The following is a 25,923-nucleotide window of genomic DNA, read 5'->3' on the forward strand; positions in this document are numbered from 1 at the left end:
GGAGAAGGGCGGGTCAGTCGGACAGGGCGGGGATGACCCGCGCACCGTAGGCGTCGATCGTCGCCTCCCGCGCATCGTGCATGTTGTATACGGCGAACTGGTCGACGCCCAGGTCGCGCAGGGCCCGCAGCTTCTCGATGTGCGCCTCGGCGGGGCCCAGCAGGCAGAACCGGTCGACGATCTCGTCCGGCACGAAGGTGGTGTCGGGGTTCCCGGCCCGGCCGTGGTGGCTGTAGTCGTAGCCGGTCCGCCCGGCGATGTACTCGGTCAGGGCCTCGGGGACGAGCCCGGAGTGCGCGCCGTACCGGGAGACGAGGTCCGCGACGTGGTTGCCGACCATGCCGCCGAACCAGCGGCACTGCTCGCGGGCGTGGTCGAGGTCGTCGCTCACGTAGGCGGGGGCGGCGACGCAGATGGTCACGGAGTCCGGGTCCCGGCCGGCCTCGGCCGCCGCGTCCCGTACCGCCTTGATCATCCACTCGGTGAGGAACGGGTCGGCGAGCTGGAGGATGAAGCCGTCGGCCTTCTGTCCGGCCAGGGCGAGCGCCTTCGGACCGTACGCGCCCATCCAGACGGGCAGCCTGCCGTCCTTCACCCAGGGGATCTGGACCGGCTGCCCGTCGACGGTCGCCTCCCGTCCCTCGGCGAGGTCGCGGATGACGTCGATGGCCTCGCCGAGGCGGGCCAGTGTGTTGGGTCTGCGGCCGGCGACGCGCATCGCCGAGTCGCCCCGGCCGATGCCGCAGACGGTGCGGTTGCCGAACATGTCGTTGAGGGTGGCGAAGGTGGAGGCGGTCACCTCCCAGGTGCGGGTGCCGGGGTTGGTGACCATGGGTCCGACCACGAGGTGTTCGGTGTGTTCGAGGATCTGGCTGTAGATGACGAACGGTTCCTGCCAGAGCACCGTCGAGTCGAAGGTCCAGCCGTAGCGGAAGCCGTTGCGTTCGGCGCGGCGCATCAGGCCGACGACGGCCGAGGCGGGCGGATCGGTCTGGAGGACGAGTCCGAAGTCCATGACGGGTGCTCCTAGTCCAGGTACTGACAGGTGGCTCGCGGGGTGTACATGCCGTGTCCGGCCCGGCCGGTGAACTTCCTTGCGTCGATGACGACTTCACCGCGCGAGAGGACCGTTTCGACCTGGCCGGTGATCCGCTTTCCCTCGTACGCCGAGTAGTCGACGTTCATGTGGTGGGTCTCGGCGGAGATGGTCTGTTCGGCCGCCGGGTCGTAGATGACGACGTCGGCGTCGGCGCCCGGGGCGATGGTGCCCTTCTTCGGGTAGAGGCCGAACATCCGGGCCGGGGAGGCGCAGGCGATCTCGATCCAGCGGCGGCGCGAGATGTGACCGTCCAGGACCGCCTGGTGCAGGAGGTCCATCCGGTTCTCCACGCCGGGCATGCCGTTGGGGATCTTCGAGAAGTCGCCCCGGCCCATCTCCTTCTGGCCCGAGAAGCAGAAGGGGCAGTGGTCGGTGGAGACGACCTGGAGTTCGTTGTTCCTGAGACCCCGCCAGAGCGCCTCCTGGTGTTCCCTGGGCCGCAGCGGGGTGGAGCAGACGTACTTGGCGCCCTCGAAGTCCGGCTCGGCGAGGTTGTCGGTGGAGAGGAAGAGGTACTGCGGGCAGGTCTCGCCGAAGACCGGAAGTCCCTTGTGGCGGGCGGCGGCGACCTCGGCTACCGCCTCGTCCGCGGAGACGTGCACGACGTACAGCGGCGATCCGGCGACGCGGGCGAGCTGGACGGCACGGTGGGTGGCCTCGGCCTCCAGTGCCACCTTGCGCACGTCACCGTGGTAGCGCGGATCGGTGCGGCCCTCGGCGAGGGCCTGTTCGACGAGCACGTCGATGGCGATGCCGTTCTCCGCGTGCATCATGATCAGGCCGCCGTTGTGGGAGGCCCGTTGCATGGCGCGCAGGATCTGGCCGTCGTCGCTGTAGAAGACGCCGGGGTACGCCATGAACAGCTTGAAGGAGGTGACCCCCTCCGAGACCAGCAGGTCCATCTCCTTGAGCGAGGACTCGTTCACATCGGAGAGGATCATGTGGAAGGCGTAGTCGATGGCGCAGTTGCCGTCGGCCTTCGCGTACCAGGCGTCGAGACCTTCGCGGACCGCGCGGCCCACGGACTGGATGGCGAAGTCGACGATCGTGGTGGTGCCGCCCCAGGCGGCCGCCCGGGTGCCGGTCTCGAAGGTGTCGGCGGCGTAGGTGCCGCCGAACGGCATCTCCATGTGGGTGTGCGCGTCGACACCGCCCGGGATGACGTACTTGCCGGTGGCGTCGATCCTGCGGTCGGCGCTCCAGCTCTCGGCCGCGTCGCTGTCGTGCGCCGCGAGGGCCACGATGCGGCCGCCCTCGATGAGTACGTCGGCATGCAGTTCGTCGGACGCGGTGATGACGAGACCACCGTGGATGACGGTGCGGCTCATGTACCCCTCCTCACTCGTGGCGGAATGGGTCTACGCACGTAGACAAGGTGCGTGATGAAGAACGTAGAAGTGGGTTACCCACTGTGGCAATACCGCTGCCGCTAACCGCTGAAGACGTTTCTGTTTCATCCGCCCGGCACTCCACCGGCCCACAGCCGCGGCGATGACCACGACCACCATCGGATAACGGAATGATTACGGGTCTGGGCCAAATGTTGAGTACGGTTCATGCCCCCGTCCCGTACGCGGCGTGATCCGATCACCACCGACGGCGAGCCTCGGACACATCACCGGACGCCCCCGTGGTCCGGTGTCCAACGACCGATCCCGGAGGATCACGTGTCCCTGTCGCGCTCCGCGCGTACGGTGCTGGCCGCCGCCACCGTCGCCGCCGTCGCACTGCCGCTCGCCACGACCACCGCCCACGCCCAGGGGTCCCAGGCCCCGGCCGCCGCCCCGTACGCCGGCCTGCCGTCCGGCACCAAGCAGGCGAAGACCCTGGTCATAGGCATCGACGGCGCCACCTTCGACGCCTTCTCGCGCGCCGACGTACCGCACATCCGGCAGCTGATGGCCAAGGGCCTGACCGCCCGGAGCAATCTGTACGCCGACCCGATGGCCCCGACCGTCTCCGGCGCCGGCTGGTCGTCCATCGCCACCGGCGTCTGGCCCGACAAGCACAACGTGAAGGACAACAACTTCACGGCCCCGAACTACGGCCGGTACCCGGACTACGCGACCCGGCTGGAGACCGCCGACCCGGCCACGTCCACCCTGGTCGTCGGCACCTGGAGCCCGATCCCCCAGATCGTCTTCGGTGCGAGGACCGATCTGCGGATCGCGGGCGGCAACGACGAGGGCACCACGGCCAAGGCCGCCGACTACCTCGCGCACGGCAACCCCGACTCCACCTTCGTCCACCTTGACGAGGTCGACGGCGCCGGCCACAGCACCGGCTCCGCGAGCGACGCCTACCTGAAGGCCCTCAACACCGCCGACGGCCAGATCGGCCGCCTGCTCGACGCGGTGACCTCGCGTCCGACGTACGCGCAGGAGGACTGGCTCGTCGTCCTCACCGCCGACCACGGCCACACCCCCACCGGCGGGCACGGCGGCAACACCCCGCTGGAGCGTGGCACGTTCGTGATCGCCCAGGGCAAGGGCATCCGCCCCGGCTCGGTACGCGACGACGTCAAGATCACCGACATCGCGCCCACCGTGCTGCGCCACGAGGGCGTCGCCACCGATCCCGCCTGGAACCTCGACGGCACCTCGCTCGCCGAGCTGGAGCCGGACGCCTTCGACGCGCTGCGCCCCTCGCTGCGCACCCCCGTCGACGAGACCAAGCTCCCGGCCGACGCCAAGGGGTGGACCGACACCGCGCCCGAGGGCTGGTCGATCGACAACTCGAAGATGCCGGCCGGTGGCGTCACCGAGTGGCGCGGCTGGTCCTTCGCCACGGACGAGTTCTGGACCAACGCCGAGCGCGGCCAGGGCCGCGAGACGAACGTCCGCGCCCGCGACGTGTTCGCGGTCGCCGACTCCGACGAGTGGGACGACAAGGCACACGGTGCCGGACAGTTCGACTCCACCCTGGTCAGCCCCGCGTACAAGCTCAACGGCGCGGCGAAGGCGACCGTGTCGTACGCGACGAACTACCGGGTCGACGGCCCCCAGACGGGTGACGTCTACGTCTCGTACGACGGCGGCACCCCGCAGCTCGTGAAGTCCTACCGGGCCGACAGCAACACCGTCGAGCGGCTTGAGCTGAACGTTCCGGACGGTGCGAGGACGGCCCGGCTGAGCTTCCGCTACACCGGCACCAACAGCGCCTTCTGGACCGTCGACCGGGTCGCCTTCGGCCAGCCCCACCCGCCGTCGGATCTCGCCGTCGCCTCGCTGGACGCCGACACCGTGCTGCTCGGCAGGCCCGGCTCCGAATCGGCCTGGAAGGTCACCGCGAACGGCGTGGTGAGGACCGCGCAGGGCAAGCCGGTGAAGGGGGCGGAGGTCACGGCCGAGCTGACGGCCGGCGGCAAGGTGCACAGGCTGACCGGCACCACGGAGAAGGACGGATCGGTCCGCTTCAAGGCCACGGTGGGCCGGGGCGTCGCCAAGGCCACGCTGACCGTCACCGATGTGCGCCACCAGCACCTCGCGTACTACGGCGAGCTCGACACGGTCCGCTCCCTGGACCTCACCCGCCCCACCGGCCACCGGGGCTGACCGACCGGCCGGGCCCCGGAACCACCGGCCGGGGCCCGGCCGTCACATGCGCGCCGGACACGGCCCCGGCCGCCGCGCGCACCCGCCGGGTTACCGTGGCTGTTCCCGCCCGTGCGGCCCCCACCACAGGCCGCCGGGCACACAGCACAGCGGCTCTCCCCTCCGCTGTGCGCTGCGCACAGGTTCCCGCTCCCGGGCCTGTCTACTGTGCCGCCATCCCCAATCGCCGAGGGGCGATTCGGCCGGTACGAAAGCCAGGAGGACAGCCGGTGAGCGCGACAACCGCACGTTCCGGTGCAACCGGAGAACCCCTGGAGACAGGGCCGGGACAGGCCGATGGGCCGCGGCCCATCGGCTCCTTCTTCGAGGCCATGCCGCTCGGGCGCGCCCACGTCCTGGCGGCGCTGGCCCTGTTCATGGCCTTCGTCATCGAGTCGTGGGAGCAGCTCGCCCTCGTCTATGTCTCCGGCGATCTCGGCGACGCTTTCTCCATCGACACCGGCCGGATCGGCTGGGTGCTCTCCGCCGTCGCGCTCGGCATGATCCCCGGTGCGCTGGTCTGGGGTCCGGTCTCGGACCGGATCGGCCGGCGTGCGGTGTGTCTGTGGAGCCTGTCGGCCTACGGAGTCGTCGCGCTGGCCTCCGCCTTCTCCCCGAACTTCACGGTCCTGCTGGCCACCCGGGTGCTGTCGGGTCTGGCGCTGGCCGGGATCTACACGGTCACCTTCCCGTACTTCCTGGAGCTGCTGCCGTCCCGGACGCGTGGCCGGGCCGCGGTCTATCTGTCGATCGGCTGGCCGATCGGGGTGCTGGCAGCGGTCGGCGTGACGCAGTTGCTGGGGGGCCTGGGCTGGCATGTGGTGGCCATCGCCTCCGCCCTGGCCGGGCTCTGGGTCTTCGCGATCCGCGCCTGGGTTCCGGAATCCCCGTACTGGCTGGCCGCGCAGGACCGGCACGATGACGCCGCGGCCGTGCTGCGCAGGCTGGGCGTCGACGTCCCCGACGGCACCCGCTTCGCGGTCGTCGCCCCCGAGCGGTCCGGACGGCCGGTGGAGCTGCTGCGCGGCGGGCTGCTGCGGATCACGGTCCTGATGCTCGTCGTGAACTTCACCTTCAACTGGGGCTACTGGGGCCTGCAGACCTGGCTGCCGACGCTGCTCCAGGACAAGGGCCTCAGCATGTCGGCGAGCCTCGGTTTCGTCGCGCTGAGCGCGCTGTTCATGATCCCCGGCTATGTGTCTGCGTCGCTGCTGACCGGACGTTTCGGCCGCAAGAAGGTCTTCCTGCCGTACGTGGCGCTCGCCGCGATCAGCGGGATCTTCTTCGCCTACTCCACCTCCATGACCGAGCTGTACATCGCCAACTTCGCCCTCGCCTTCTTCAGCCTCGGCGCCTGGGGCGTCTGGAACACCTGGAACGGTGAGTTCTTCCCGACCGCGCTGCGCGGTACGGGGTACTCCTGGGCCACCGCCGCCCAGCTGGTCGCGACCTCCCTCGCCCCGTCGGTGGTCGGCTTTCTGCTGGCGCAGGCGACCAAGTTCTCCACGACGATCCTGTTCATCACGGCCTTCCTGGTGGTGGCGCTGGTCTTCGCCGCCCCGCTGCCGGAGACCGAGGGCCGGGACCTGGAATAGCGGCCCGGAAGCGGGGAACCTGTACCGGCTCGGCCCGGCAGGCCCTCTCCACGGCGCGGTCCCCGGGACGTGATGGCAGGATGACGCAGGTGAGACTGGGTGTGGACGTGGGGCGTACGACGACGGTCGCCGTGCTCGTACGCCCCGGCGGTGCTCCGCCGGTTCATGCCGTGGTCGCGTCGTCGCCCTCCCTCGACCGTTCGCTGCGCGATGTCCTCGACGCGCTGGACGGCCTCGGGAACGCCCCGTACGACCGGGCCGACGTCGTCTGTCTCACGACCGATCTCGACCGCACGCCGGGCACGCCGTCGCCCGTCGCCGTGCTCCGTATCTCGCCCGCCGCCCATCCCGCGCTCGGCCCGTCGCCGCGTCCGGGCGGGCTGACCCGGGTGGTGGCGGGCGGCTCGTCGCTCACCGGCCGGCCGCTGGCACCGCTGGACCGGGCCGGTGTCGAGGCGTTCGCCCGGGAGGCCGGGGCGGCGTCGATCACCGCGTTCGCCGTCTGCGCGGCCGGGTCGCCCGCCCGCCCGGAGCCCGAACTGACCGCCGCCTCCGTGATCGCCCGCCTGGTGCCCGGTGCGCACATCACCCTCTCGTACGAGATCGGCTCACCCGGCCTGCGCGAGCGCGAGAACGCCGCGGCCGCCAACGCCTCACTCGGCTCCTGGGCCGAGCGCCTCACCGGCACTGCCGAGCGGACGCTGCGCGCGCGGGGCATCACGGCCCCGCTCTTCCTCGCCCGGGACGACGCCGGTCTGGTCTCCGCCGAGTACGTCCGCCGCTACCCCGTGATCGCCACTGCCTCCGCCACGGCCTGCGCGCTGCGCGGAGCCGCGCTGCTGGCGGACGCCGAGCGGGCCGTCGTGGTGGACGCGGCCGGCTCCGCGGTCCGCTGCTCTGCCGTCGCGGACGGCGAGCTGGAGGCCGGGGACGCGGGCCCGGGGCCCGGCGGACTCTGGATGGACGTGTCCAGGCCCCGCCTGGCCACCCTCCCGTTCGGCGGCGAGGAACCGCCCGCCGACGCCCGGCAGCGGGTGGACGCCCTGGTGGCCGGTGTGCTGGAGCGCTCGCCGGGCAGCACGGTGCTGTACGCGGGCGGCGCGGCCCCGCTCTTCGGGGGTTCGCCGGACGGGATCTGGGCGGCCGCGTACGGCGCGGCGCACGCGGACACCCGGGTGGAACTGGAGCAGGTGGTGGTCGCGCCGGGCCGCGCGGAACTGGACCGGGTCATCGCTCTGGCCCGTGACCAGGCGCTGGCGCGGGTCGTGTCGGCGGGCGCGGCACCGGGCGGCGCCCGGGTCGCCCGGACCGTCCACACACCCGTCTCGTACCTCCCGGGCGGGGTGCACCGGATCCGGGTCCGGGCCGTGGGAGCACCGGCGGGAGCGACCCCGTGACCGGCGCACCGGTCCAGGTGGACGCCGCCGTGCTGGAGCGGCTGGCGGCCGGGTCGCTGGTGCTGGCGGCGGGCGCGGCCGAGTCGGCGTTCCGGGTGGCGCTGGACTGGGCACGGGCATCGGTCGCCACACACGGGCCGGTGCGGCTGCTGGCCCCGGACGAGCTGAGCGGGTTGCGGCTCTGCGTGACCGTGACCCTGGTCGGCTCGTCGGCGGCGCTCGCCGAGCAGCTGCCGACGGGTGCGGAGACGGTACGGGCGGTGCGCGCCCTGGAACGGCTGCTGGGTGCCCGCGCCGACGCGGTCGTCGCGCTGAACACGGCCGGTGAGAACGCCCTGCTGTCGGTGGCCGCGGCGGCCGACTGCGGGCTGCCGCTGGTCGACGGTGACGGCTGCGGGCGGGTGCTGCCGCTGCTGGAGCAGTCGACGTTCACGCTGGCCGGGGTGGCCGCGGCGCCCCTCGCGCTGGCGACCCCGTCGGGCGATGTGGTCGTGGTGGAGTCGGCGGGCGGGCGGGTGGAGGACCTGGTGCGGCCGCTCGTGCCCGCGGCCGGCGGCTGGGCGGTGGCCGTCTGCTACGCGATGCCGGGCGACGTGCTGGCCGGATCCGTGGTGCCGGGCACGGTCGGCCGGGCGATCCGCGCGGGCTCGGCCCGGCCCGGCAACCTGTTCGCACCGTGGTCGCCGCGGCGGCTGTGCCGGGGCCGGATCACGGCGGTGGAGCACCCCGTGGCCACCGAGGACGACCCGTACGGCTACGGGCCGCCGGAGCCGGACGGCCCCACCGGGCCCGGTTCCGCCCCGTCGTGGCCGGCACTTCCGTCGCGGCCGACGAGTGTGCTGATCGCCGAGACGGAGGGGATCGGCCGCCACTTCCGGCTGGAGGCGCACAACGAGGTTCTGCTGGCGCTGGCGGACGGGGCACCGGTGGCCGCCGCCCCGGACCAGATCCTCATCCTCTCGGCCTCCGCCGACCGGCGGGTGCTGGATGTGGAGCGGGCGGTGCCGGGGGTGGAGGTCGAGGTGGTGGTCATTCCCGCCGCGCCCGCCTGGCAGACGCCCGAGGGCCGTCGGCTGGCCCGTACCGGCGCGGTGGACACACCTGGCGCACAGGAGGAGCCATGGTGAACCGCCCGGTCCGCGAGGGCCCGCTCACCGTCGCGGAACTCGTCCAGCAGGGACGGCTCGCCGGGGTCCGGATGGCCGGGGCGAGCGGACGGGACGCGGAGGTGCGTTCGGTGCGCATCGTGGACCGGACATCGGTGCTCGACACGCTCGAACCCCATACCGCGGTCGTGCTGACCGGGCGGGTCGCGGCGGCGGGCTGGACCGTGGAGATGGCACTGCGCAAGGCCTGGGAGCACGCCGCGGCCTGCGTCGTGGTAACCGGGGCGGCGGGCCGGCCCGGTTCCGTGGGCGCGCTCGCCGACCGGCTCGGGGTGCCGCTGCTGGTCATCGACGAGGACGCGTTGGACGCCGCGGTCCGGATCGCCTCCGCGGTCGCCCGCCCCGACGCCGGGCGCACCGCGCTGGTGGCCCAGGCGGCCCGCGCGCTCGCGGACACGGGGCCGCACACCGGGCGGGTGCTGTCCGCCCTGCACGCGGTGCTGCCGTCCACGGCGGTCGCGCTGACCGGGCCCACCGGCGAACTGCTGGCCGGCCGGCGGGCCGCGCTCTCGGAGCAGGGCGGTGCGCTCGCCGTCCGGGTGGAGGTCCCGGACGGTGCCGGTGGCTCGCTGGGCACCCTGGTCGCCCGGTCGGGCTCGCGGGTCGCGGGGTGGGGCGAGACGGTGCGCGACGTGCTCCGCCTCGCGGTCGCACCGCTGACCGCCTGGTGCGCGGTGCGTCGCCTGGACGACGAACGGACCGGCCACCGCGCGGCGTTGCTCCTGCGCCGGCTGCTGGAGGCGGACGCCGGGGCTGCCGGTGACGGCGAGCCCGGCGAGAACGAGCGCGCCGAGGCGGCCGCGCTGGGCTGGCCCGCCCGGGGCCCGCTCGTCGGCTACGCGCTGCGTCCCGTCGCGGGCTGGGACGGCCCCGATCCGGGCCCTGCGCTGCGCGCGGTCTGGAGTTCGGCGGGACCGGGCGGACCGCTGGTCGCGTACGGACCCTGCTGGGTGGCCTGGGAGTCGGTCGCCCCCGCGGACGGGGTGGACCCGCTGGAGGCGGCGACCCGGCGGCTGGCCGACGCGCTCGCCGCGATGGCCCCCTATGTGCCGGCCGCCGGCGGGGTGGCGGGCACGGCTGCCTCGCCGGCGGCGCTCGGCCCGGTCCTGAACGACGCCTGCGCGGCGGCCGGGGTGGCTGCCGCCGGGGAGCCGGGGAGAGTGGTGCGCGGGGACCGGATGGGCGCGGCGCAGCTCCTGTCCGCCGTACCGGCCGAGATGCTGCGCGGTCCGGCGGAGGTGGTGCTCGCCCCGCTGCTCGCGGCGGACCGGGACGGCACCCTGCTGCGTACGCTGGCGGTCGTCCTCGACGCGGGCGCGGCCCCGACGGCGGCGGCCGAGGTGCTCGGCGTGCACCGCAACACGGTGGCCGCCCGGCTGGAGCGCATCCGCGCGCTGGGCTTCGACCCCGACGACGCGTCGCAGCGGCTGGCACTGCATCTGGCGTGCCGGGTACTGCTGCGCGACGAGGGCGCGGCGCCCTGAGAACGGGGCCAGGGCGGGGCCATGGGGAACAGGGGAAACGGCAGTGGCGGAAGAACCCTCCGCGGGCTCCTCCGCCACTGTCCCGGCCGGTCCGTCAGGCGCCGTACACGGTCTGCGCGTGTCCGGCCGTCAGCAGGCCCTGCCGGACGTCCTCGGCCACCGCCTCGGCCGCCCGCTCCCCCGCCGGTCCGTAGCCGCCGCCCCCACCGCTCTCGCAGCGCAGCACATCACCCTCACGCACCTGCAGCGCATTGGCCTTCAGCAGTGAACGCCGGTCTTCACGGCCCGGGTTGAGGGTGACCCGCGGCGCCGCCCCCGCGGTGCCGCCGAAGATGCCCCAGGCGGGTGTGACCGACCGCTCCCACCACAGGGAGAGCTGCTGGTCGGCGGCGAACCGGTACTGGCGGACCACTCCGTTGCCGCCGCGGGTACGGCCGGCGCCCGCGGAGTCGGGGCGGATCGCGTACTCCTCGACGCGTACCGGGAAGAGGGTCTCCAGTACCTCCACGGGCATGTCGCGCAGTGAGCCGTTGACGTTGTTGATCAGGCAGGACTCGCCGTCGGAGGCCTCCCAGGCTCCCCAGCCGCCGACCGTCGCCTCCTGGGAGACGAAGAGCTTTCCGCTGCGGGGGTCGGTTCCGGTGAACTGGACGATCATCGAGTCGCCGTAGCCGGCCGCGGCGGCGCGGTCCGGCACGGCCGGGGCGAGTGCCTTGACGACCAGGTCGATGACGAGGCCGAGATGGGAGTAGTAGTACTGGCAGGCGGCAGGTTCGACGGCGGCGAGCATGCTGCCGGGCCGGGTCAGTACGTCGAGCGGCTTGAACGACCCGCCGTTGAGCGGGACTTCGCCGCTGACGAGCAGTTTGTAACCGACCCGGCAGGCCGCGACGGTCTGCGCCGCACCGCAGTTGACGGGCCCGGTCGCCTGGTCGGCGCAGTCGGTGACGTCCATCGTCATGCGGTCGCCGTCGATGGCGACCCGGACGGTGACGTGCAGGGGTGTGTCCAGGTCGATGCCGTCGTTGTCGAGATGTCCCGTGGCCTCGTACACGCCGTCGGGGATCGCAGCGATCTCCCGGCGCTCCAGCCGCTCGGTCTGGGCGAAGATGGCGTCGCGGGCGGCGAGCACGGTGTCCAGGCCCCACCGTCCGACGATCTCCGCGAGCCTGCGGGCCCCGGTCCGGGCGCAGGCGACCTGGGCGCGCATGTCGCCGAGGGTGGGGTGCGGGAACCGCACCTGACGGGAGATCAGGTCATGGATGAGTACGCAGGGTTCGCCGTTCTCGTAGATCTTCAACGGGCCCATGCGCAGGCCCTCCTGATGGATCGTCGTGGAGTCCATGGAGCCGCCGGGGTCCTTGGAGCCCATGTCGATCCAGTGCGCCCGGGAGGCCGCGAAGCCGACCAGTTCGTCGTTCACGAAGATCGGGCCGTAGACGGTGACGTCGTTGAGGTGCGTGCCTCCGATGTACGAGTCGTTCAGCACCCACACGTCGCCGGGCCGCCAGACCCCGGCGCCGTACATCCGCTCCGTGGCGCGGGTGCACTCCTCCAGGTTGCCGAGGAAGATCGGCAGGCCGGAGGACTGGCCGAGGACGTTGTGGTCGCGGTCCAGGAGTGCGACGGCACAGTCCTTGGCCTCGTAGATGGTCGGGGTGTAGGAGGACCGGATCAGGGTGGTGTTCATGTCCTCGGCGGCCTGGAGCAGCGCGCAGCGGATGATCTCCGTGGTGATCGGGTCGACGGCGGCCGGGGCCGGGCCGTCCGCGGTGCTGGTGCCGGTGCCGGTGGTCATGCGACGCCTCCGAGTTTGATGACGAGGAATCCGTTGTCGTCCACGGTGACGGTGGCGTCCGGCGGGACGACGGTGGTGGATGTGGCCTCGACGATGACGGCGGGGCCGGGGATGTACTGCCCGGGGGCGAGGTGCTCGCGGCGCAGTACGGCGGTGTCGTGCGCGGCGCCGCCGAAGACGACCGGTTTGACGGGGGCTTCGGGGGCTTCGCCGGGCGCGGCGGCGTACGGGACGGCGGCGAGTTCGGGGAGCCCGCCGAGCGCGGTGGTGCGCAGGGTGACGAACTCGACGGGTGCCTCGGGGGTCGCGTGGCCGTAGCGGCGTTCGTGGAGCCCGGCGAAGCGTGCGGCGACCGAGGCGAGGAAGTCTTCGGCGGCCGGCTCGGCGGGGCCGGTGAGCGGCACGGTCAGGGTGTAGTCCTGGCCCTCGTACCGCATGTCGACGGCGTGCTCGATACGGTGCTGCCCGGCCGGTACGCCCTGCTCTGCCAGGGCCCGGACACCTTCGGCCGCCAGTCCGGCGAGGGCGTCGGCCATCGCGGTGCCGTCGAGGCCGGTGCCGGGGGTGAAGAACTGGAGCGTGAGGTCGCGGCGGACCTCGGTGCCGAGCATGCCCCAGGCGGAGAAAGCGCCGGGGAAGCGCGGTACGACGACCTCCTCGATGCCGAGCTCGCGGGCGATCTCCACGGCGTGCATGGGCCCTGCCCCGCCGAAGGCAAGGAGTGCGAACTCGCGTGGTTCCAGGCCGTGTTCGACGGTGAGGGTACGGATCGCCTGGGCCATCTTGGCGTTGGCGACGTCGCAGATGCCGCCGGCCAGCTCGACGGGGTCCAGGCCGAGGGTGGCGGCCAGTTCCGCGACGGCCCGGTGGGCCGCCCCGGTGTCCAGGGTCATGTGCCCGCCGGCGAACCAGTCGGGGTCGACCCGGCCGAGGACGGCGTTGGCGTCGGTGACGGTGGCCCGGGTGCCGCCGCGCCCGTAGCAGGCGGGCCCGGGTACGGCTCCGGCCGATTCGGGGCCGACGCGCAGTCCGCCCCCCTCGGCATAGGCGAGGGAGCCGCCGCCCGCTCCGATGGTGTGCAGGTCCACGAGCGGCATCAGGACGGGGAAGCCGTCGGCGGCGCCCTCGTTGGAGATGTTGGGGCGGCCGTCGAGGACGAGGGACACGTCGAACGAGGTGCCGCCCATGTCGACGCAGATCGCGTTGGGCCGGCCCAGCAGCGCGGCGGCCGAGACCCCGCCCATGGTGCCGCCGACCGGCCCGGACAGCAGGGTCTGGAGGGGGTGGCGGCGGGCGAAGGAGGCGTTGACGACGCCGCCGGAGGACTGCATGACCTGTACGGGTACGGTCAGCCCGTGCGTGGCGAAGCGGTCCTCGATCCGGCCGAGGTAGCGGCGTACGACCGGGCCGGTGTACGCCTCCAGGACGGCGGACGAGGTGCGTTCGTACTCGCGCCATTCGCGGGCCACCTGGTGGGAGAGCACGATCATCACGTCGTCGCCGAGCTCCTCGGCGAGGATCTCGCCGGCCCGCAGTTCATGGGCGGGGTTCACGTAGGAGAAGAGCAGCGCGACGGCGACGGCGTCGAAGCCCTCGTCGCGGGCGCGGCGGGCCGCGGCCCGTACGGCGGCCTCGTCGAGCGGGGTCAGTTCGGTGCCGCGCGAGTCGAAGCGGCCTCCCGCCTCGGCGGTGGCGTACCGGTCCACGAGCGGTACGGGCTTGCGGTAGTGCAGGTCGAACATGCGGTCCCGGTTGCCGCGGGCGATCTGGTAGACGTCGCGCAGCCCGGCCGAGGCGAGCAGCAGGACGCGGGCGCCCTTGCGCTCCAGCAGGGCGTTGAGGCCCTGGGTGGTGCCGTGGACGAAGAAGGAGATGTCGGCGGGGTCGTCGACCGCCCGGCCCAGCGAGGAGAAGACGCCCTCGGCGAGGTCTCCCGGCGTGGTGGGGGTCTTCGCCGCTTCGAAGGTGCCGCGCGTCTCGTCGTACGCGACGACATCGGTGAATGTGCCACCGATGTCCATGGCCACCCGGTAAGTCATGCCGCCTCCCGGCTTTCTCAGGGGAATGGCGTGACGCTATCGGCGGGGCGCGGCGGGCGGCTGTGCGCTGCGCACGGTGCGCGGGGCGCGGCCGTGCGCAGCGCCCGGGGTCAGCCGGTGGGGCCCGGCTGCCGCACGTCCTCGTGGAGGTGGACGATCCGCCAGGTCGCCCCGGCCCGGTGCAGGATCACGGTGTTGCGGATGAGCTCGGGACGGCTCGGGGTGCCGTCCGGGGCGGGGGCGAAGTCGACCCGGAGCCAGAAGCGCAGGACGGCGATGTCGCCGAAGACGTCGACGGTGCGGTCGTACGCGGTGAGGCCGGTCTCCCGCGGCCCCTCGCCGGGCGCCGGGCGGGCGTCGCGGATCCGGTCGAGGTCGGCCTTGCCGAGCAGGAGCGGGTCGGCGGCGGAGTCCCAGACGGTCGCCCCGGGGTCGAGCGCCCGGTCGATCCCGGCGCGGTCGCCCGCGTCGTACGCCTCGTACATCGCGGTGAGGACGGCCCATACCGCGTCGGCGTCGGCCGCCGACGCACCCGGCCGGGCGGTGGACGGGGCAGGGTGGGTGTTCTCGGACATGGTGGTGCTCCTGGGCTGATCCGGGGGTGCGACGGCGGCCAAGCTACACAGCCTCCGGCCGGGTCGCCGCCCGCACCCCCGTCGCTCAGTCCACCGAGCGAAGGGCCTCGGCCAGGATCTTCGCGCCCTCCTCCGCCTCCGGGATGGTCAGCGAGAGCGGTGGCGCGATCCGCAGCACACTGGTGTTGTGGCCGCCGCCCTTGCCGATGAGCAGACCGCCCTCGCGGGCCGCTTCGAGCACGGCCGAGGCGGCCTCCGGGTTCGCCTCGTCGGTGCCCGGTTTCACCAGCTCGACGCCGATCATCAGGCCCCGGCCGCGCACCTCCCGTACGCAACTCGAACCCGCGCCGACCGCCCGCAGCCGCTCGATCAGCAGACCGCCGACGCGCCGGGCGTTGCCCTGCAGGTCGTGTTCGAGGAGGTAGGAGAGGTTGGCGAGACCGGCCGCCATGGTGACCGGGGAACCGCCGAACGTCGAAATGGAGTTGGAGTCCAGGCAGTTCATGACCTCGGCACGGGCCACGACACCGCCGATCGACATGCCGTTGCCGATGCCCTTGGCGAAGGTGAGGATGTCCGGCGGGCCGTTCTCGCCGTGCGCCTGCCAGCCCCAGAAGTGCTCGCCGGTCCGGCCCCAGCCGGTCTGCACCTCGTCGGAGATCCACAGGACGCCGTGCCGGTCCAGGACCCGGCGGAACGCCGCGTACAGCCCGTCGGGCGGGGAGGTGAACCCCCCGACGCCCTGGATGGGTTCGGCGATCAGGGCGGCCGGTGGGCGGGTGTGCCCGAGCAGGTCCTCCAGGTCGGCGACGCAGGCCTTGATGAACTCCGCGTCGCTCAGTTGCTCGTACGGCCCCCGGGTGCGGACGCCGCCGTGCACGTACAGCGTCTGCAACGGTGACAGGCTGGTCGGCGACCAGGCGTTGTTGCCGGTGATCCCGACGGCGGAGAACGACCGGCCGTGGTAGCTGTTGCGCATCGCGAGGACCTGGTTCGACCTGCGGTACGTGGTGGCGAGCAGCAGCGCCGTGTCGTTGGCCTCGGTGCCGGAGGTGGTGAAGAAGACCCGGGCGTCCGGGATGCCGGAGAGTGTGGCGACCCGTTCGGCCAGCTCGACCATCGGCCGGTTGAGGTAGAGCGTGGACGAGTGGATGATCCGGCCGGCCTGCTCGCTGACCGCCTTGGTCACCTCGGGCAGGGCGTGGGCGGTCATGGTGGTGAGGATGCCGCCGAAGAAGTCGAGGTAGCGCCTGCCGTTGGCGTCCCAGACGTAGCGGCCCTCGCCGTGGGTGATCTCCAGGGGTTGCTTGTAATAGAGCGCCAGCCAGTCGGGGCTGACGGCGAGATGCCGCTGGTGCAGGCTGCTCACGGCTCCACCAGTCCTTCGTACGCGTCGGGGCGGCGGTCCCGGTAGAACGCCCACTGCTGCCTGACCTCGTCGATGAGGCCGAAGTCGAGGTCGCGGACGAGGAGTTCCTCCTCCTTGTCGCTGGCGACCTCACCGACGAACTGCCCGCGCGGGTCGACGAAGTAACTGGTTCCGTAGAAGTCGTTGTCGCCGTACTCCTCCTGGCCGACGCGGTTGATCGCGGCGACGAAGTACTCGTTCGCGACGGCCGAAGCGGGCTGTTCCAGCTGCCAGAGGTAGCCGGAGAGGCCGCGCGAGGTGGCGGACGGGTTGTAGACCAACTGAGCGCCGTTGAGACCGAGTTGGCGCCATCCCTCGGGGAAGTGCCGGTCGTAGCAGATATAGACGCCGACCCTGCCGACGACGGTGTCGAAGACCGGCCAGCCCACGTTTCCGGGCTTGAAGTAGTACTTCTCCCAGAACCCCTGGACCTGGGGGATGTGATGCTTGCGGTACTTGCCGAGATAGGAGCCGTCGGCGTCGATCACGGCGGCGGTGTTGTAGTAGAAGCCGGACTGCTCGACCTCGAAGACCGGCACGACGATCACCATGCCGGTCTCGCGGGCGAGTTCCTGCATCCGGCGGACGGTCGGCCCGTCCGGGACGGGCTCGGCCCAGCGGTAGTGCTCGGGTTCCTGCACCTGGCAGAAGTAGGGGGCGTTGAACACCTCCTGGAAGCCGATGATCTTCGCGCCCTGCCGGGCGGCCTCGCGCGCATGCTCCTCATGCTTGGCGATCATGGATTCGGTGTCGCCGGTCCAGGTCGCCTGGACAAGTGCGGCGCGTACGACTTGGGACAAGAGCTGCTCCTTCGACGCGGCGTCAGAGAGCCTCAACGCGTTTCTACGCCCGTAGACACGTGCGTAGAGGAGAACGTAAGCCCCGTCACACAGCGGGGCAAGACCATCGCCGTGAACCGGCTGAGTCGATCACGTTTCACACCCGTGCGGTCCACACGTTCAGCCGGTCGGACGGCGCGGCGGCCGGCGGCGGGCGAGGACTCCGGCGCATCGGCGCTCCGCGCCGGTTTGTATTCTCGGCAGGCGCCCCCCATCAGAGCGGCACCTGCGAGAGGAAACACCATGACCACCGAGCTGAGCCCCGACGCCCTGTCCGGGCTCCTCGACCGGGCCCGTCAGGACTACCAGGACCTGGCGGGACTCGGACTCTCGCTCGACCTCACCCGGGGCAAGCCGGCTCCCGAGCAGCTCGACCTCTCCGAGGACCTGCTGAGCCTGCCGGGTGGGCGGCACACCTCCGCCGACGGCGTGGACGTACGCAACTACGGCGGGCTCCAGGGCCTGCCCGAGCTCCGGGAGATCTTCGCCGGGGTGCTCCAGGTGCCGGCCGGCCAGCTCCTCGCGGCCGGGAACTCCAGCCTTGAGCTGATGCACGACTGCCTGGTGCACGCCCTGCTGAGCGTGGTGCCGGGCGCCGGGTCGCGCTGGGTGGACCAGGAGCGGATCGCGTTCCTGTGTCCGGTGCCCGGCTACGACCGGCACTTCGCTCTCTGCGAGCGGTTCGGGATCGACATGATCCCGGTGCCGATGACCCCTGACGGCCCGGACATGGAGACCGTGGAGCGGCTCGTCGCCGAGGACCCGGCGATCAAGGGCATCTGGTGCGTGCCGAAGTACAGCAACCCGGACGGCGCCTGCTACAGCGACGCGACCGTGGCCCGGCTCGCCGCCATGGACACCGCCGCTCCCGACTTCCGGATCTTCTGGGACAACGCCTACGCCGCCCACCACCTCACCGACGAGCCCGTCGAGATCGCCGATCTGCTCGGCGCCTGCGCCGAGGCCGGGAACCCGGACCGGGCGTTCGTGTTCGGCTCCACGTCGAAGATCACCGCGGCGGGCGCGGGCGTCGCGTTCTTCGGCTCCTCGCCCGCGAACCTCCAGTGGCTGCTCGGCAACAACGCCAAGCGTTCGATCGGCCCGGACAAGGTGAACCAGCTGCGGCACGTCATGTTCCTGCGGGACGCCGACGGGGTGCGGGGCCACATGGAGCGCCAGCGCGCCCTGCTCCAGCCCAAGTTCGAGGTGGTGGCCAGGATCCTGGACGCCGAGCTCGGCGGGACCGGGCTCGCGACCTGGACCTCGCCCAAGGGCGGGTACTTCGTCACCCTGGAGGTGCCGGACGGCTGCGCCAAGGAGGTCGTGCGCCGCGCCGCCGAGGCGGGCATCGTGCTGACCCCGGCCGGCGCCACCCACCCGTACGGCGACGACCCGCGCGACGCCGTCATCCGGATCGCGCCCAGCTACCCGGGGCTCGCGGAGCTGGAGCAGGCGATCGCGGGGCTCGCCGTCTGCGTCAGGCTCGTGGGTTACGAGCAGCGGGCCCGCTAGGGTCTTTGACCCACCTTGCGTCAACTCCCGCCGAATTCCTTCCCGTTCGGGTGATGTGAGGCATTTGTTGAGGATCTTGGAACGGCCTGGGCAGTCTCCAGGGACCGATTCCGGGAGGGTAAGCAGTGGGACTGTCACGCGAGTACGGGCGCGCCATCAGCGAAGGGCCGACACCGGCCGACGCCGCGGGCGCGCCCGCCCTGCCCTGTCCGAGCGGCTGGTCCGCGCTGGCGTTCTCCGAGGAGCTGCGGCCGGGCACGGTGCTCACCCGGCCCCTGGCGGGCCAGGACGTGGTGCTGTACCGGCTCGGTACGGGGGCGGTCCGCGCCATCCGTCCGTACTGCCCGCACCTGGGCGCCCATCTGGGACTGGCCAGGGTCGACGGGGACGATCTCGTCTGCCCCTTCCACTTCTTCGCGTTCGGCCCGGACGGCACATGCGTGCGCACCGGCTACGACACGAAGCCGCCGAAGTCGCCGTTGTCGCAGCTGCCGGTCCTGGAGGTCAACGGCGCGGTGTTCGTCTGGCGGCATCACGACGGCCGGGCTCCGGACTGGACCATCCCCGCCTGGCACGAGATCGGTCACCGGCCCGCCCGCAGCGCCGCCTGGGAGCTGGCCGGCAATGTCCAGGAAGTCATCGAGAACTCGGTGGACCTCGGACATTTCGCCACCCTGCACGGCTGGAACAAAGCTGAGATCGGCGGGCCCGTGGTCTACGACGACGCCTCGTTCCACGTGTCCATGCGGGCCCACGAGTCGGCGCCGCTCCTGGGCGACTTCGTCGTCGACGTGGAAGTGGACGGGTACGGACTCGGCTGCCTGCACGCCGATGTCCACACTCCCCGGCTGGGCCTGCGGATGTGCACGATGGTGCTGCCCACGGCCATCGCGCCCAACCGGATGCAGTTCCGGCAGCGCAACCGCATCGCGTTCGCCGAGCCGTCCCGGCTCCCGGCCCCGCTCGCCCGTGCGGTGAGCCGGACCGCGGCCAGGGTCCTGGACCGTGCCGTCTTCCGGTCCAGTTGCGAGTTCACCGCCGCGGACTTCCCGATCTGGAACCACAAGCAGTACCAGCAGCCACCGCGCCTCGCCCCCGGCGACGGCCCGATCGGCCCGTTCCGTCGCTGGGCCCGGCGGTTCTACCCACCGGCACCCGAGTAGCCGGGCCCGCGCGCCCGCCGGGCATCACGGGACACCCGCTCACGGGGCACCCGCTCACGGGACACCTGCTCAGGGCGCACCCACTCAGGGCGCCCCCACGATGCCCGCCACCCGCAGGGCATGGACGACATCCCGTTCCCTGGCGGGCGAGACCGCTCGGGCCACTGCCAGCAGTCGCGGTACGAGTCGGTGCGGATCGCCCACCGCGACCCTCGCCACGTCCTGCGGAGTCCGTACGCGGACGAAGGCGTCGAGCAACGCTTCCGCCTGCACCCCCCGGCCCGCTCGCTCCAGGGCCACCGCCGCGTCGGCGATCTCCCCGGGCGGCCTCGCCACCCCCTGGCGCAGCAGCCGGCCGCAGTCGCCGGGGCGCCCCGCGGCATGCAACGCCGCGGCGGCCGAGGCCAGTTGGGCGGGCGGCAGTGAGGAGACCTCCCACAACAGGGTTGCCCAGTCCGCGTCGAGGCCGGTGCGGTGCAGTTCGTCGGCGAGTACCGGCAGCCGCTCGGCGGGCCAGCGGGCCGCTTCGCAGAGCACGGCGTGCGCCTCACCGCTGCGGCCCGCGGCCCGTAGCCGGACCAGTCGCTCGACGGCCCGTGCGGCGGCCCGGCGGGCCTCCGGATCCGGAGGTACGGCACGGGTAGTGGCCCCGGAGGACGTGTCGCCCCGGGCCGGCACGGCGGCGAAGCGGGCTCCGCGCGGCGCGGCGGCGGTGGCGGGCGGGAGGGGCGGGGCGGGAGCGGGCTGGACGGGCGTGTCGTCGGTGTCATCCATGTCGAGCCCCGCGAACCGGGCACCACGCGGCTTCCGGCGCCCGGGGGCGGTCTGCCGAGGGCCGGAAGGCGGGGCATTCGGGCCGCGCGGCGGCGGCCCACCCTCCCCGGCCCGCTCCACCGCTTCGGTCGCCTCGGGCACCACTGACACCTCCGGCATACCTGGCGCCGCTGACACCTCCGGCACCGCCGGCACCGCCGTCGCCACCGCGGCCAGCCGTAGGCGCAGCTCCGAGCAGCGGGCCGTGGCACGTTCGTGGTCGTCCCTGGCCCGAGCGACCGCCTCCGCGTCCGCGTCCGGGATCACCGCACCGCCCGCACCGCCCGCACCGGCGTCGCGGAGGCGCCGGGCCGCGTGCGCCTGCTCCCGCCGCATCAGCTCCAGCCGCTCGACGAGCGCCCGCCGCCCGCCCGGCCGGCGGTCGTGGGCGGCCACCGAGGAGGAGTACAGGGCGGCGGCCCGTACCGACTCGCGCCGGGCGAACGCCGTGCCACGCAGGACCGCCAAATCCTGGAGGAGCGACTCCATCACGTCCCAGGGCGGAATCTCCGCCCCGTCGAGACAGACGCGCATCCCGGCAGGATCGCTGCGGCAGAAGGTTCCGTACCAACCGCTCCCGGGATCCAGCAGTGTTACGAGTTCCCGTAAGTAGCGAGCGAACTCGCTTACTTCCCCACCATCTTGACGTACTGTCATCTCTGCCCTCGCCGACGCCGGCCGGAGCCTTCCGGTTCGCAGGCATTCGACATCAGCCGTGTTACGGCACCGCTACGCGCGCTTTTCGACCGCGCTGCGGTCGAAGCACGGCTACGCGCGCCGTCAGGGCCGCCGCTACCCCGCCAGCGGCACCACGTCCGGCTCCGGAGCACAGCGGGCGAGGATCTCGTCCATCGAGAGTCCGAGCGCCCCGGCCAGTGCGGCGACCGTGAAGAAGGCGGGGGTGGGGGCGCGGCCCGTCTCGATCTTGCGCAGCGTCTCGGCGGAGATTCCGGCGCTCGCCGCGATCTCGACCATGCTGCGCCCGCCGCGTGCCTCACGCAGCAGCACGCCGAGGCGCTCGCCGCGGTGGCGCTCTTCCGGGGTCAGGGGCGTTCGTACCATGCCGTCATTCTAATACCACTGTGACCGGTATAGTAATTGGCATGGTGAAGCTCAAGACAGACACGTCCATCGAAGCGATGCGCGAGACCGGCCGGGTCGTGGCCCAGTTGCTGACCGCCGTACGGGAAGCGGCGGCGGTCGGCGTCTCGCTGCGCGAACTGGACGAGGTGGCCCGCGGCGTGCTGCGTGACGCCGGCGCCGGGTCACCGTTCCTGAACTACCGGCCGCATTTCGCGCCCACCCCCTTCCCCGCCGTTATCTGCGCTTCGGTCAACGATGCGATCGTGCACGGCATCCCGACCGACCAGCGGCTGCGCGACGGCGATCTGGTGAGCATCGACGCGGGCGCGACGCTGGGCGGCTGGGCCGGCGACTCGGCGATCAGCTTCGTCGTCGGGCGCGCCCGGCCCGCCGACACCCGGCTCGTCGAGACGGCCTTCGAGGCGCTGGAGGCAGGCATCGCCGCGGCGGTCGTCGGCAATCGGATCGGCGACATCGCGCATGCGATCGGCACGGTCTGCCGCGGCGCGGGATACGGCATTCCGGAGGGGTTCGGGGGCCATGGCATCGGCCGGTCGATGCACGAGGACCCGGCCGTCCCCAACGAGGGACGACCGGGTCGCGGCATGCCGTTGCGGCACGGGATGGTGCTGGCGATCGAGCCCATGCTGATCGGCGGCGGCAACGACGTCTTCCACCCGGACCGGGACGGCTGGACGCTGCGCACGTCCGACGGCAGCCGTGCCGCGCATGCCGAGCACACGGTGGCGATCACCGACGACGGCCCGCGCATCCTGACCGCGCTGTGACCGCCCCCGACCCGCCGGAAAGGCCCTAGTTGTTCTGGATGAACTGCTTGGCGAGGGCGTCGCCGGCGGTGACGGCGGCACTGTGGCTCTCGATCGGAGACACCTTTGAGTTCTTGAACAGGATGTACGTGACGCCGGACTCCGCACCGCCGGTCTCCGGATCCGGATCGATACCGAGGGCCTTGGCGGTGGCGTACGACGCCTCGCCGATGATCTTGTTGGGGCCGGTGTCGCCGACGACCGCGTACTCGACCTTGTTGTTGTAGATGACGGCGACGACGCCACCGCCCTTGATCCCCGCATCGCCGTAGTTCCAGATGCTGCTGACGCTCGGGACGACGACGTACGGCAGCTTCTCGGCGTTCAGGGGTTTTCCGGCGGAGGTCTCGAACGCCGTCCCGTTCTGGAACCAGGGGTCGGTGTCCTCGTTGCAGGCGGCGGTGATCTCGCCGTCGCAGTCGATGTCCATGTCGGCCTTCCAGAACACGGCTCCGTTCTTGCCGCAGACCGGAATGGTCGCCGAAGTCTCCTCGTCCGTACGGTACTTGCCGTTGGAGATCTGCGAACACGAGGTGACCTTGGCCAGCAGGTCTGCCGCGCTGACCGAGCCCTCCTCGAGGTCCGCTCCGGCCGGGGCCGAACCGGCGTGGGCGGCCGGGGTCAGGGTGACGGTCGCGAGCAGGGCGGCACCGGAGGCGGCGGCGAGGGCGAGCGTTCGGGTACGCACAGTGGGGGTGCCCTTCCATTAGGAAACTTTCCTTACCGACGCGCACAACATGGCCCCGGGCAGGCACCTCCGTCAAGACCGCGGGGCTGGTTCCCAGTGAATGCTCACCAGGAACCAGCCCCGCACAGACCACTATTGACGTCTCGTCACCTATTGCGTCCGAAGGCCGTCAACCGTCACGGGCGTCCGCTCGGCCGCACGACCATCGCCGAGCCACCGCCCCGGCGCACCTTCTCCGCGGCCGCCAGCCACCGCCCGTCCGGCAGCCGCTGCACACCTGTCGCCGCCCCGATCTCCGGATTGAGCTTGAAGGCGTGCCCCAGCGACTCCAGTTCCGCCCGGACCGGGCTGTTCCACAGCCCCGGTTCGAGTTCCGTCGTCGCCGAGTTGCGCTGGCTGGCGCGCGGCGCCGCGATGGCGTCGACCAGCGGGAGCCCACGGTCGACCGTGCCGATGAGCGACTGGAGCACGGTCGTGATGATCGTGGCACCACCTGGCGACCCCAGCGCCAGCACCGGCTCACCGTGCTTCAGCACGATCGTCGGCGAGATGGACGAGCGCGGGCGCTTGCCCGGACCGGGCAGATTCGGGTCATGGACGGCGGGGTTGGCGGGCGCGAACGAGAAGTCCGTCAGCTCGTTGTTGAGCAGGAAGCCACGCCCCGGCACGGTGATCCCGCTGCCGCCGGTCTGCTCGATCGTCAGGGTGTACGCGACGACATTGCCCCACTTGTCGGCCGCGGTCAGGTGGGTGGTGTTCTCCCCCTCGTACGTCGTCGGCGCGGCCGTTCCCCCGGCCTCGCAGTCGGCCGGGTGATGCGGGTCGCCCGGCGCGAGCGGGCTGGTCAGCACCGCGTCGTCCTTGATCAGGCACTCCCGCGCGTCGGCGAAACGCTGGTCGAGCAGCTGCCGCGTCGGAACGTCCTCGAACGCCGGGTCGCCCACCCAGCGCCCGCGGTCCGCGAAGGCTATCCGGCTCGCCTCGATGTAGCGGTGCAGATACCGTGCCTCGCTCGCCTTCGAAAGGTCGGTGGACTCAAGGATGTTGAGCGCCTCACCGACGCTGGTGCCGCCGGACGAGGAGGGTGCCATGCCGTACACGTCGAGGCCGCGGTAACCGGTCTTCGTCGGCGCCTGCCGCAGCGCCCGGTAGGACCGCAGATCCTTCGCGGTGAGGTCGCCGGGCCGCACCACCCGGGTGGCCGCCGGGTCGACGGGCGGGTTGCGGACCGTCCGCACGATGTCGTCGGCCAGCTCGCCCCGGTACAGCTCGCCGACGCCCTTGCGCCCCACCTCTTCGTAAGTGCGTGCCAGGTCGGGGTTCTTGAACACGGAGCCGACCACCGGCAGTTGACCGCCGGGCAGGAAGAGCTCCCGGGTCGCCGGGAAGTCGGCGAACCTGGCCTGGTTGCCTTCGGTCTGCGAGCGGAAAGTGCTGTCGACGACGAAGCCGTCCTGGGCGAGCCGCTCGGCCGGCTTCAGCACCTGCCGCAGCGACTTGGTGCCCCAGGCGTCGAGCGCTGTGTCCCAGGTGGCCGGGGTGCCCGGGGTGCCGACGGCCAGTCCGCTGGTGACGGCCTGGTCGAAGGCGAGCGGTTTGCCGTTCTCCAGGAACAGCGAGGAGTCCGCGCTGCGCGGCGCGGTCTCCCGACCGTCGATCGTCTCCACGGTGCCTCTCCTGGCGTCGTAGTAGACGAAGTAGCCACCCCCGCCGAGCCCCGCCGAGTAGGGCTCGGTCACACCGAGCGCCGCCGCGGTCGCCACCGCGGCGTCCACCGCGTTGCCGCCCTTGCGGAGCACTTCGATACCGGCGGCCGACGCGTCCGCGTCGACACTGGCGACGGCCCCTCCGTAGCCCACCGCGACGGGCGACTTGGGCGGTGGGGCCGACGGTGGCGCGGACGAGGACGGGGCCGCCGCCCCTATGGTGACGACAGCGGCGAGAACAGCCGACAACGACACATTCCGCGCAACGGAACGTCGCATGCGCACCTCCAGTACTGGATCGTCCGCGCAGGGTAACGCCGCGCCGCCCGCCCCGTCAGGTCCGCCGTGAAGCCGGGACCGAATGCCCGCTAACATGCCCGCCCATGACTGACGACGTACGCAATATCCTGCTGGGCGTGATAGCCGCCGGCATCAGCGCCTCCCTGGGCTGGGTCGCCCGCACCTATCTCTGGCGCCGCAAACTCCGCCGCAAGCAGGCCTTCTTCGGCCTGCCGGGCAACTCCGAGTGCCTGCTCGTCGTCAACCGCGACGCGAGCGGCGACGGCTCGGTCCACCGCCACGACGTCTTCGCCCTGCTCGAACTCTCCGCGCTGATCAAGGACTGCTCGGCACACGCGCAGATCCTGTCCCACGACATCGCCCAGCAGGGCATAGGCGAGCGCACCGAGTTCTGTGTCGGCGGGCCGGTCTCCAACCGCCGGATGGCCGCCCACCTCCACTCCCTGCTGCCCGGGGTGAAGGTGAACACCGACCCCGAACCCGGCCCCGACCGCAACGCCTTCCAGATCGGTTCCGAGCGCTACCGGGTCGAGAAAGGCGTCGCCGAGTACGTGATTCTCGCCCGATTGACGGCAGGTCAGGAGGCCCGGCCGGTCTTCCTGTTCTGCGGACAGCAGGCGATCACCAACCAGGCGGCCTCCCGCTATCTGGCCCGAAACTACGAGAAGCTGGCCCGCAAACACGGCAACAACACCTTCTGCCTGCTACTGAAGGTGGTCAACTCTCAGGCGTACGGCCCCGATGTGGTGGAAATCGTCGCCGACGTGACCCGCGCCGCACAGACCCCCGTACCGGCCCCCCGCAACTCGCACCGAGCAACCGGCTGAGCTCCCCGCCG

20 protein-coding genes are annotated in these 25,923 nt (G+C 72.2%); 9 read left to right on the forward strand and 11 right to left on the reverse strand.

All coding sequences use genetic code 11. The features are described from left to right. Window positions 1–13 precede the first annotated feature (13 nt). Together ACFYY7_RS05010 and hydA are read right to left on the reverse strand one after the other, a co-directional pair. Complete coding sequence (locus ACFYY7_RS05010; RefSeq protein WP_388657180.1) at window positions 14–1,015, reverse strand: TIGR03842 family LLM class F420-dependent oxidoreductase; 1,002 nt, start codon at window positions 1,013–1,015, stop codon at window positions 14–16. Window positions 1,016–1,026: 11 nt separating this feature from the next. Further along, complete coding sequence (gene hydA / locus ACFYY7_RS05015; protein ID WP_388657183.1) at window positions 1,027–2,427, reverse strand: dihydropyrimidinase; 1,401 nt, start codon at window positions 2,425–2,427, stop codon at window positions 1,027–1,029. Window positions 2,428–2,766: 339 nt separating this feature from the next. Here hydA and ACFYY7_RS05020 point away from each other — a divergent pair, with 339 nt between their 5' ends. From ACFYY7_RS05020 to ACFYY7_RS05040, 5 genes are all read left to right on the forward strand, one after another. After that, complete coding sequence (locus ACFYY7_RS05020; protein ID WP_388657186.1) at window positions 2,767–4,653, forward strand: alkaline phosphatase family protein; 1,887 nt, start codon at window positions 2,767–2,769, stop codon at window positions 4,651–4,653. Window positions 4,654–4,922: 269 nt separating this feature from the next. Next, window positions 4,923–6,287, forward strand: coding sequence for an MFS transporter (locus tag ACFYY7_RS05025; RefSeq protein WP_388657189.1), 1,365 nt, complete (start codon window positions 4,923–4,925; stop codon window positions 6,285–6,287). Window positions 6,288–6,367: 80 nt separating this feature from the next. Next, the gene (locus ACFYY7_RS05030; protein ID WP_388657192.1) at window positions 6,368–7,684 is read left to right on the forward strand and encodes a hypothetical protein; all 1,317 of its coding nucleotides are present in this window, start codon (window positions 6,368–6,370) and stop codon (window positions 7,682–7,684) included. Beyond that, a complete protein-coding gene (locus tag ACFYY7_RS05035) occupies window positions 7,681–8,811 on the forward strand; it encodes a DUF917 domain-containing protein (protein WP_388657194.1) in 1,131 nt (376 codons plus the stop codon). The genes ACFYY7_RS05030 and ACFYY7_RS05035 overlap by 4 nt, the downstream gene beginning before the upstream one ends. Continuing rightward, window positions 8,805–10,334, forward strand: a complete 1,530-nt coding sequence (locus tag ACFYY7_RS05040) for a helix-turn-helix domain-containing protein (protein WP_388657197.1) — start codon at window positions 8,805–8,807, stop codon at window positions 10,332–10,334. The genes ACFYY7_RS05035 and ACFYY7_RS05040 overlap by 7 nt, the downstream gene beginning before the upstream one ends. Before the next feature lie 94 nt (window positions 10,335–10,428). On the opposite strand, the gene ACFYY7_RS05045 is transcribed toward ACFYY7_RS05040, so the two are convergent. The 5 genes from ACFYY7_RS05045 to ACFYY7_RS05065 all read right to left on the reverse strand — a co-directional run bounded on the left by ACFYY7_RS05045 (window position 10,429) and on the right by ACFYY7_RS05065 (window position 16,954). After that, complete coding sequence (locus tag ACFYY7_RS05045; protein WP_388657200.1) at window positions 10,429–12,132, reverse strand: hydantoinase B/oxoprolinase family protein; 1,704 nt, start codon at window positions 12,130–12,132, stop codon at window positions 10,429–10,431. Further along, window positions 12,129–14,171 carry a hydantoinase/oxoprolinase family protein gene (locus ACFYY7_RS05050; protein ID WP_388657203.1) on the reverse strand — a complete coding sequence of 681 codons (2,043 nt, stop codon included), beginning with the start codon at window positions 14,169–14,171 and terminating at the stop codon, window positions 12,129–12,131. Before ACFYY7_RS05050 ends, ACFYY7_RS05045 begins: the two co-directional genes overlap by 4 nt. Window positions 14,172–14,281: 110 nt before the next feature. Then, on the reverse strand, window positions 14,282–14,746 hold the full coding sequence (locus ACFYY7_RS05055; protein ID WP_388657205.1) for a nuclear transport factor 2 family protein: 465 nt from the start codon (window positions 14,744–14,746) through the stop codon (window positions 14,282–14,284). 85 nt (window positions 14,747–14,831) lie between these two features. Next, on the reverse strand, window positions 14,832–16,115 hold the full coding sequence (locus ACFYY7_RS05060; protein WP_388657208.1) for an aspartate aminotransferase family protein: 1,284 nt from the start codon (window positions 16,113–16,115) through the stop codon (window positions 14,832–14,834). Continuing rightward, window positions 16,112–16,954 carry a nitrilase-related carbon-nitrogen hydrolase gene (locus ACFYY7_RS05065; protein WP_388657211.1) on the reverse strand — a complete coding sequence of 281 codons (843 nt, stop codon included), beginning with the start codon at window positions 16,952–16,954 and terminating at the stop codon, window positions 16,112–16,114. Before ACFYY7_RS05065 ends, ACFYY7_RS05060 begins: the two co-directional genes overlap by 4 nt. 282 nt (window positions 16,955–17,236) lie before the next feature. Between ACFYY7_RS05065 and ACFYY7_RS05070 the strand changes: the two genes are divergently transcribed. Both ACFYY7_RS05070 and ACFYY7_RS05075 read left to right on the forward strand, forming a co-directional pair. Beyond that, entirely contained in the window at window positions 17,237–18,505 is a 1,269-nt protein-coding gene (locus tag ACFYY7_RS05070; protein ID WP_388657214.1) for an aminotransferase, read from the forward strand. Between the two features lie 125 nt (window positions 18,506–18,630). Further along, on the forward strand, window positions 18,631–19,668 hold the full coding sequence (locus tag ACFYY7_RS05075; RefSeq protein ID WP_388657215.1) for a Rieske 2Fe-2S domain-containing protein: 1,038 nt from the start codon (window positions 18,631–18,633) through the stop codon (window positions 19,666–19,668). 84 nt (window positions 19,669–19,752) lie between these two features. Here ACFYY7_RS05075 and ACFYY7_RS05080 read toward each other — a convergent pair whose 3' ends face one another. Both ACFYY7_RS05080 and ACFYY7_RS05085 read right to left on the reverse strand, forming a co-directional pair. Then, window positions 19,753–21,138 carry a hypothetical protein gene (locus ACFYY7_RS05080; RefSeq protein ID WP_388657218.1) on the reverse strand — a complete coding sequence of 462 codons (1,386 nt, stop codon included), beginning with the start codon at window positions 21,136–21,138 and terminating at the stop codon, window positions 19,753–19,755. 135 nt (window positions 21,139–21,273) lie between these two features. Then, entirely contained in the window at window positions 21,274–21,543 is a 270-nt protein-coding gene (locus ACFYY7_RS05085; protein WP_388657220.1) for a helix-turn-helix domain-containing protein, read from the reverse strand. A 41-nt stretch (window positions 21,544–21,584) separates the two neighbouring features. On the opposite strand from ACFYY7_RS05085, the gene map reads away from it, so the two are divergent. Further along, window positions 21,585–22,352, forward strand: a complete 768-nt coding sequence (gene map / locus ACFYY7_RS05090) for a type I methionyl aminopeptidase (protein WP_388657221.1) — start codon at window positions 21,585–21,587, stop codon at window positions 22,350–22,352. Between the two features lie 25 nt (window positions 22,353–22,377). Here map and ACFYY7_RS05095 read toward each other — a convergent pair whose 3' ends face one another. Continuing rightward, window positions 22,378–23,079, reverse strand: a complete 702-nt coding sequence (locus tag ACFYY7_RS05095; protein WP_388657223.1) for a glycoside hydrolase family 75 protein — start codon at window positions 23,077–23,079, stop codon at window positions 22,378–22,380. A 176-nt stretch (window positions 23,080–23,255) separates the two neighbouring features. Next, window positions 23,256–25,064 carry a gamma-glutamyltransferase gene (gene ggt, locus ACFYY7_RS05100; protein WP_388657226.1) on the reverse strand — a complete coding sequence of 603 codons (1,809 nt, stop codon included), beginning with the start codon at window positions 25,062–25,064 and terminating at the stop codon, window positions 23,256–23,258. A gap of 104 nt (window positions 25,065–25,168) precedes the next feature. Between ggt and ACFYY7_RS05105 the strand changes: the two genes are divergently transcribed. Then, complete coding sequence (locus ACFYY7_RS05105) at window positions 25,169–25,912, forward strand: hypothetical protein (protein WP_388657229.1); 744 nt, start codon at window positions 25,169–25,171, stop codon at window positions 25,910–25,912. The last annotated feature ends 11 nt before the right edge of the window (window positions 25,913–25,923 follow it).

Origin of the sequence: Streptomyces sp. NPDC001933, from assembly GCF_042890955.1 — a bacterium.
GTDB lineage: Bacteria > Actinomycetota > Actinomycetes > Streptomycetales > Streptomycetaceae > Streptomyces.

Bases quoted from the DNA above. Each gene is read 5' to 3' on its own strand.
- ACFYY7_RS05085 (WP_388657220.1), bottom strand. From the start codon at position 21,543: ATGGTACGAACGCCCCTGACCCCGGAAGAGCGCCACCGCGGCGAGCGC.
- ACFYY7_RS05045 (WP_388657200.1), bottom strand. From the start codon at position 12,132: ATGACCACCGGCACCGGCACCAGCACCGCGGACGGCCCGGCCCCGGCC.
- ACFYY7_RS05105 (WP_388657229.1), top strand. From the start codon at position 25,169: ATGACTGACGACGTACGCAATATCCTGCTGGGCGTGATAGCCGCCGGC.
- ACFYY7_RS05040 (WP_388657197.1), top strand. From the start codon at position 8,805: ATGGTGAACCGCCCGGTCCGCGAGGGCCCGCTCACCGTCGCGGAACTC.
- ACFYY7_RS05055 (WP_388657205.1), bottom strand. From the start codon at position 14,746: ATGTCCGAGAACACCCACCCTGCCCCGTCCACCGCCCGGCCGGGTGCG.
- ACFYY7_RS05070 (WP_388657214.1), top strand. From the start codon at position 17,237: ATGACCACCGAGCTGAGCCCCGACGCCCTGTCCGGGCTCCTCGACCGG.
- ACFYY7_RS05050 (WP_388657203.1), bottom strand. From the start codon at position 14,171: ATGACTTACCGGGTGGCCATGGACATCGGTGGCACATTCACCGATGTC.
- ACFYY7_RS05030 (WP_388657192.1), top strand. From the start codon at position 6,368: ATGACGCAGGTGAGACTGGGTGTGGACGTGGGGCGTACGACGACGGTC.
- ACFYY7_RS05010 (WP_388657180.1), bottom strand. From the start codon at position 1,015: ATGGACTTCGGACTCGTCCTCCAGACCGATCCGCCCGCCTCGGCCGTC.
- hydA (WP_388657183.1), bottom strand. From the start codon at position 2,427: ATGAGCCGCACCGTCATCCACGGTGGTCTCGTCATCACCGCGTCCGAC.
- map (WP_388657221.1), top strand. From the start codon at position 21,585: ATGGTGAAGCTCAAGACAGACACGTCCATCGAAGCGATGCGCGAGACC.
- ACFYY7_RS05080 (WP_388657218.1), bottom strand. From the start codon at position 21,138: ATGACAGTACGTCAAGATGGTGGGGAAGTAAGCGAGTTCGCTCGCTAC.
- ggt (WP_388657226.1), bottom strand. From the start codon at position 25,064: ATGCGACGTTCCGTTGCGCGGAATGTGTCGTTGTCGGCTGTTCTCGCC.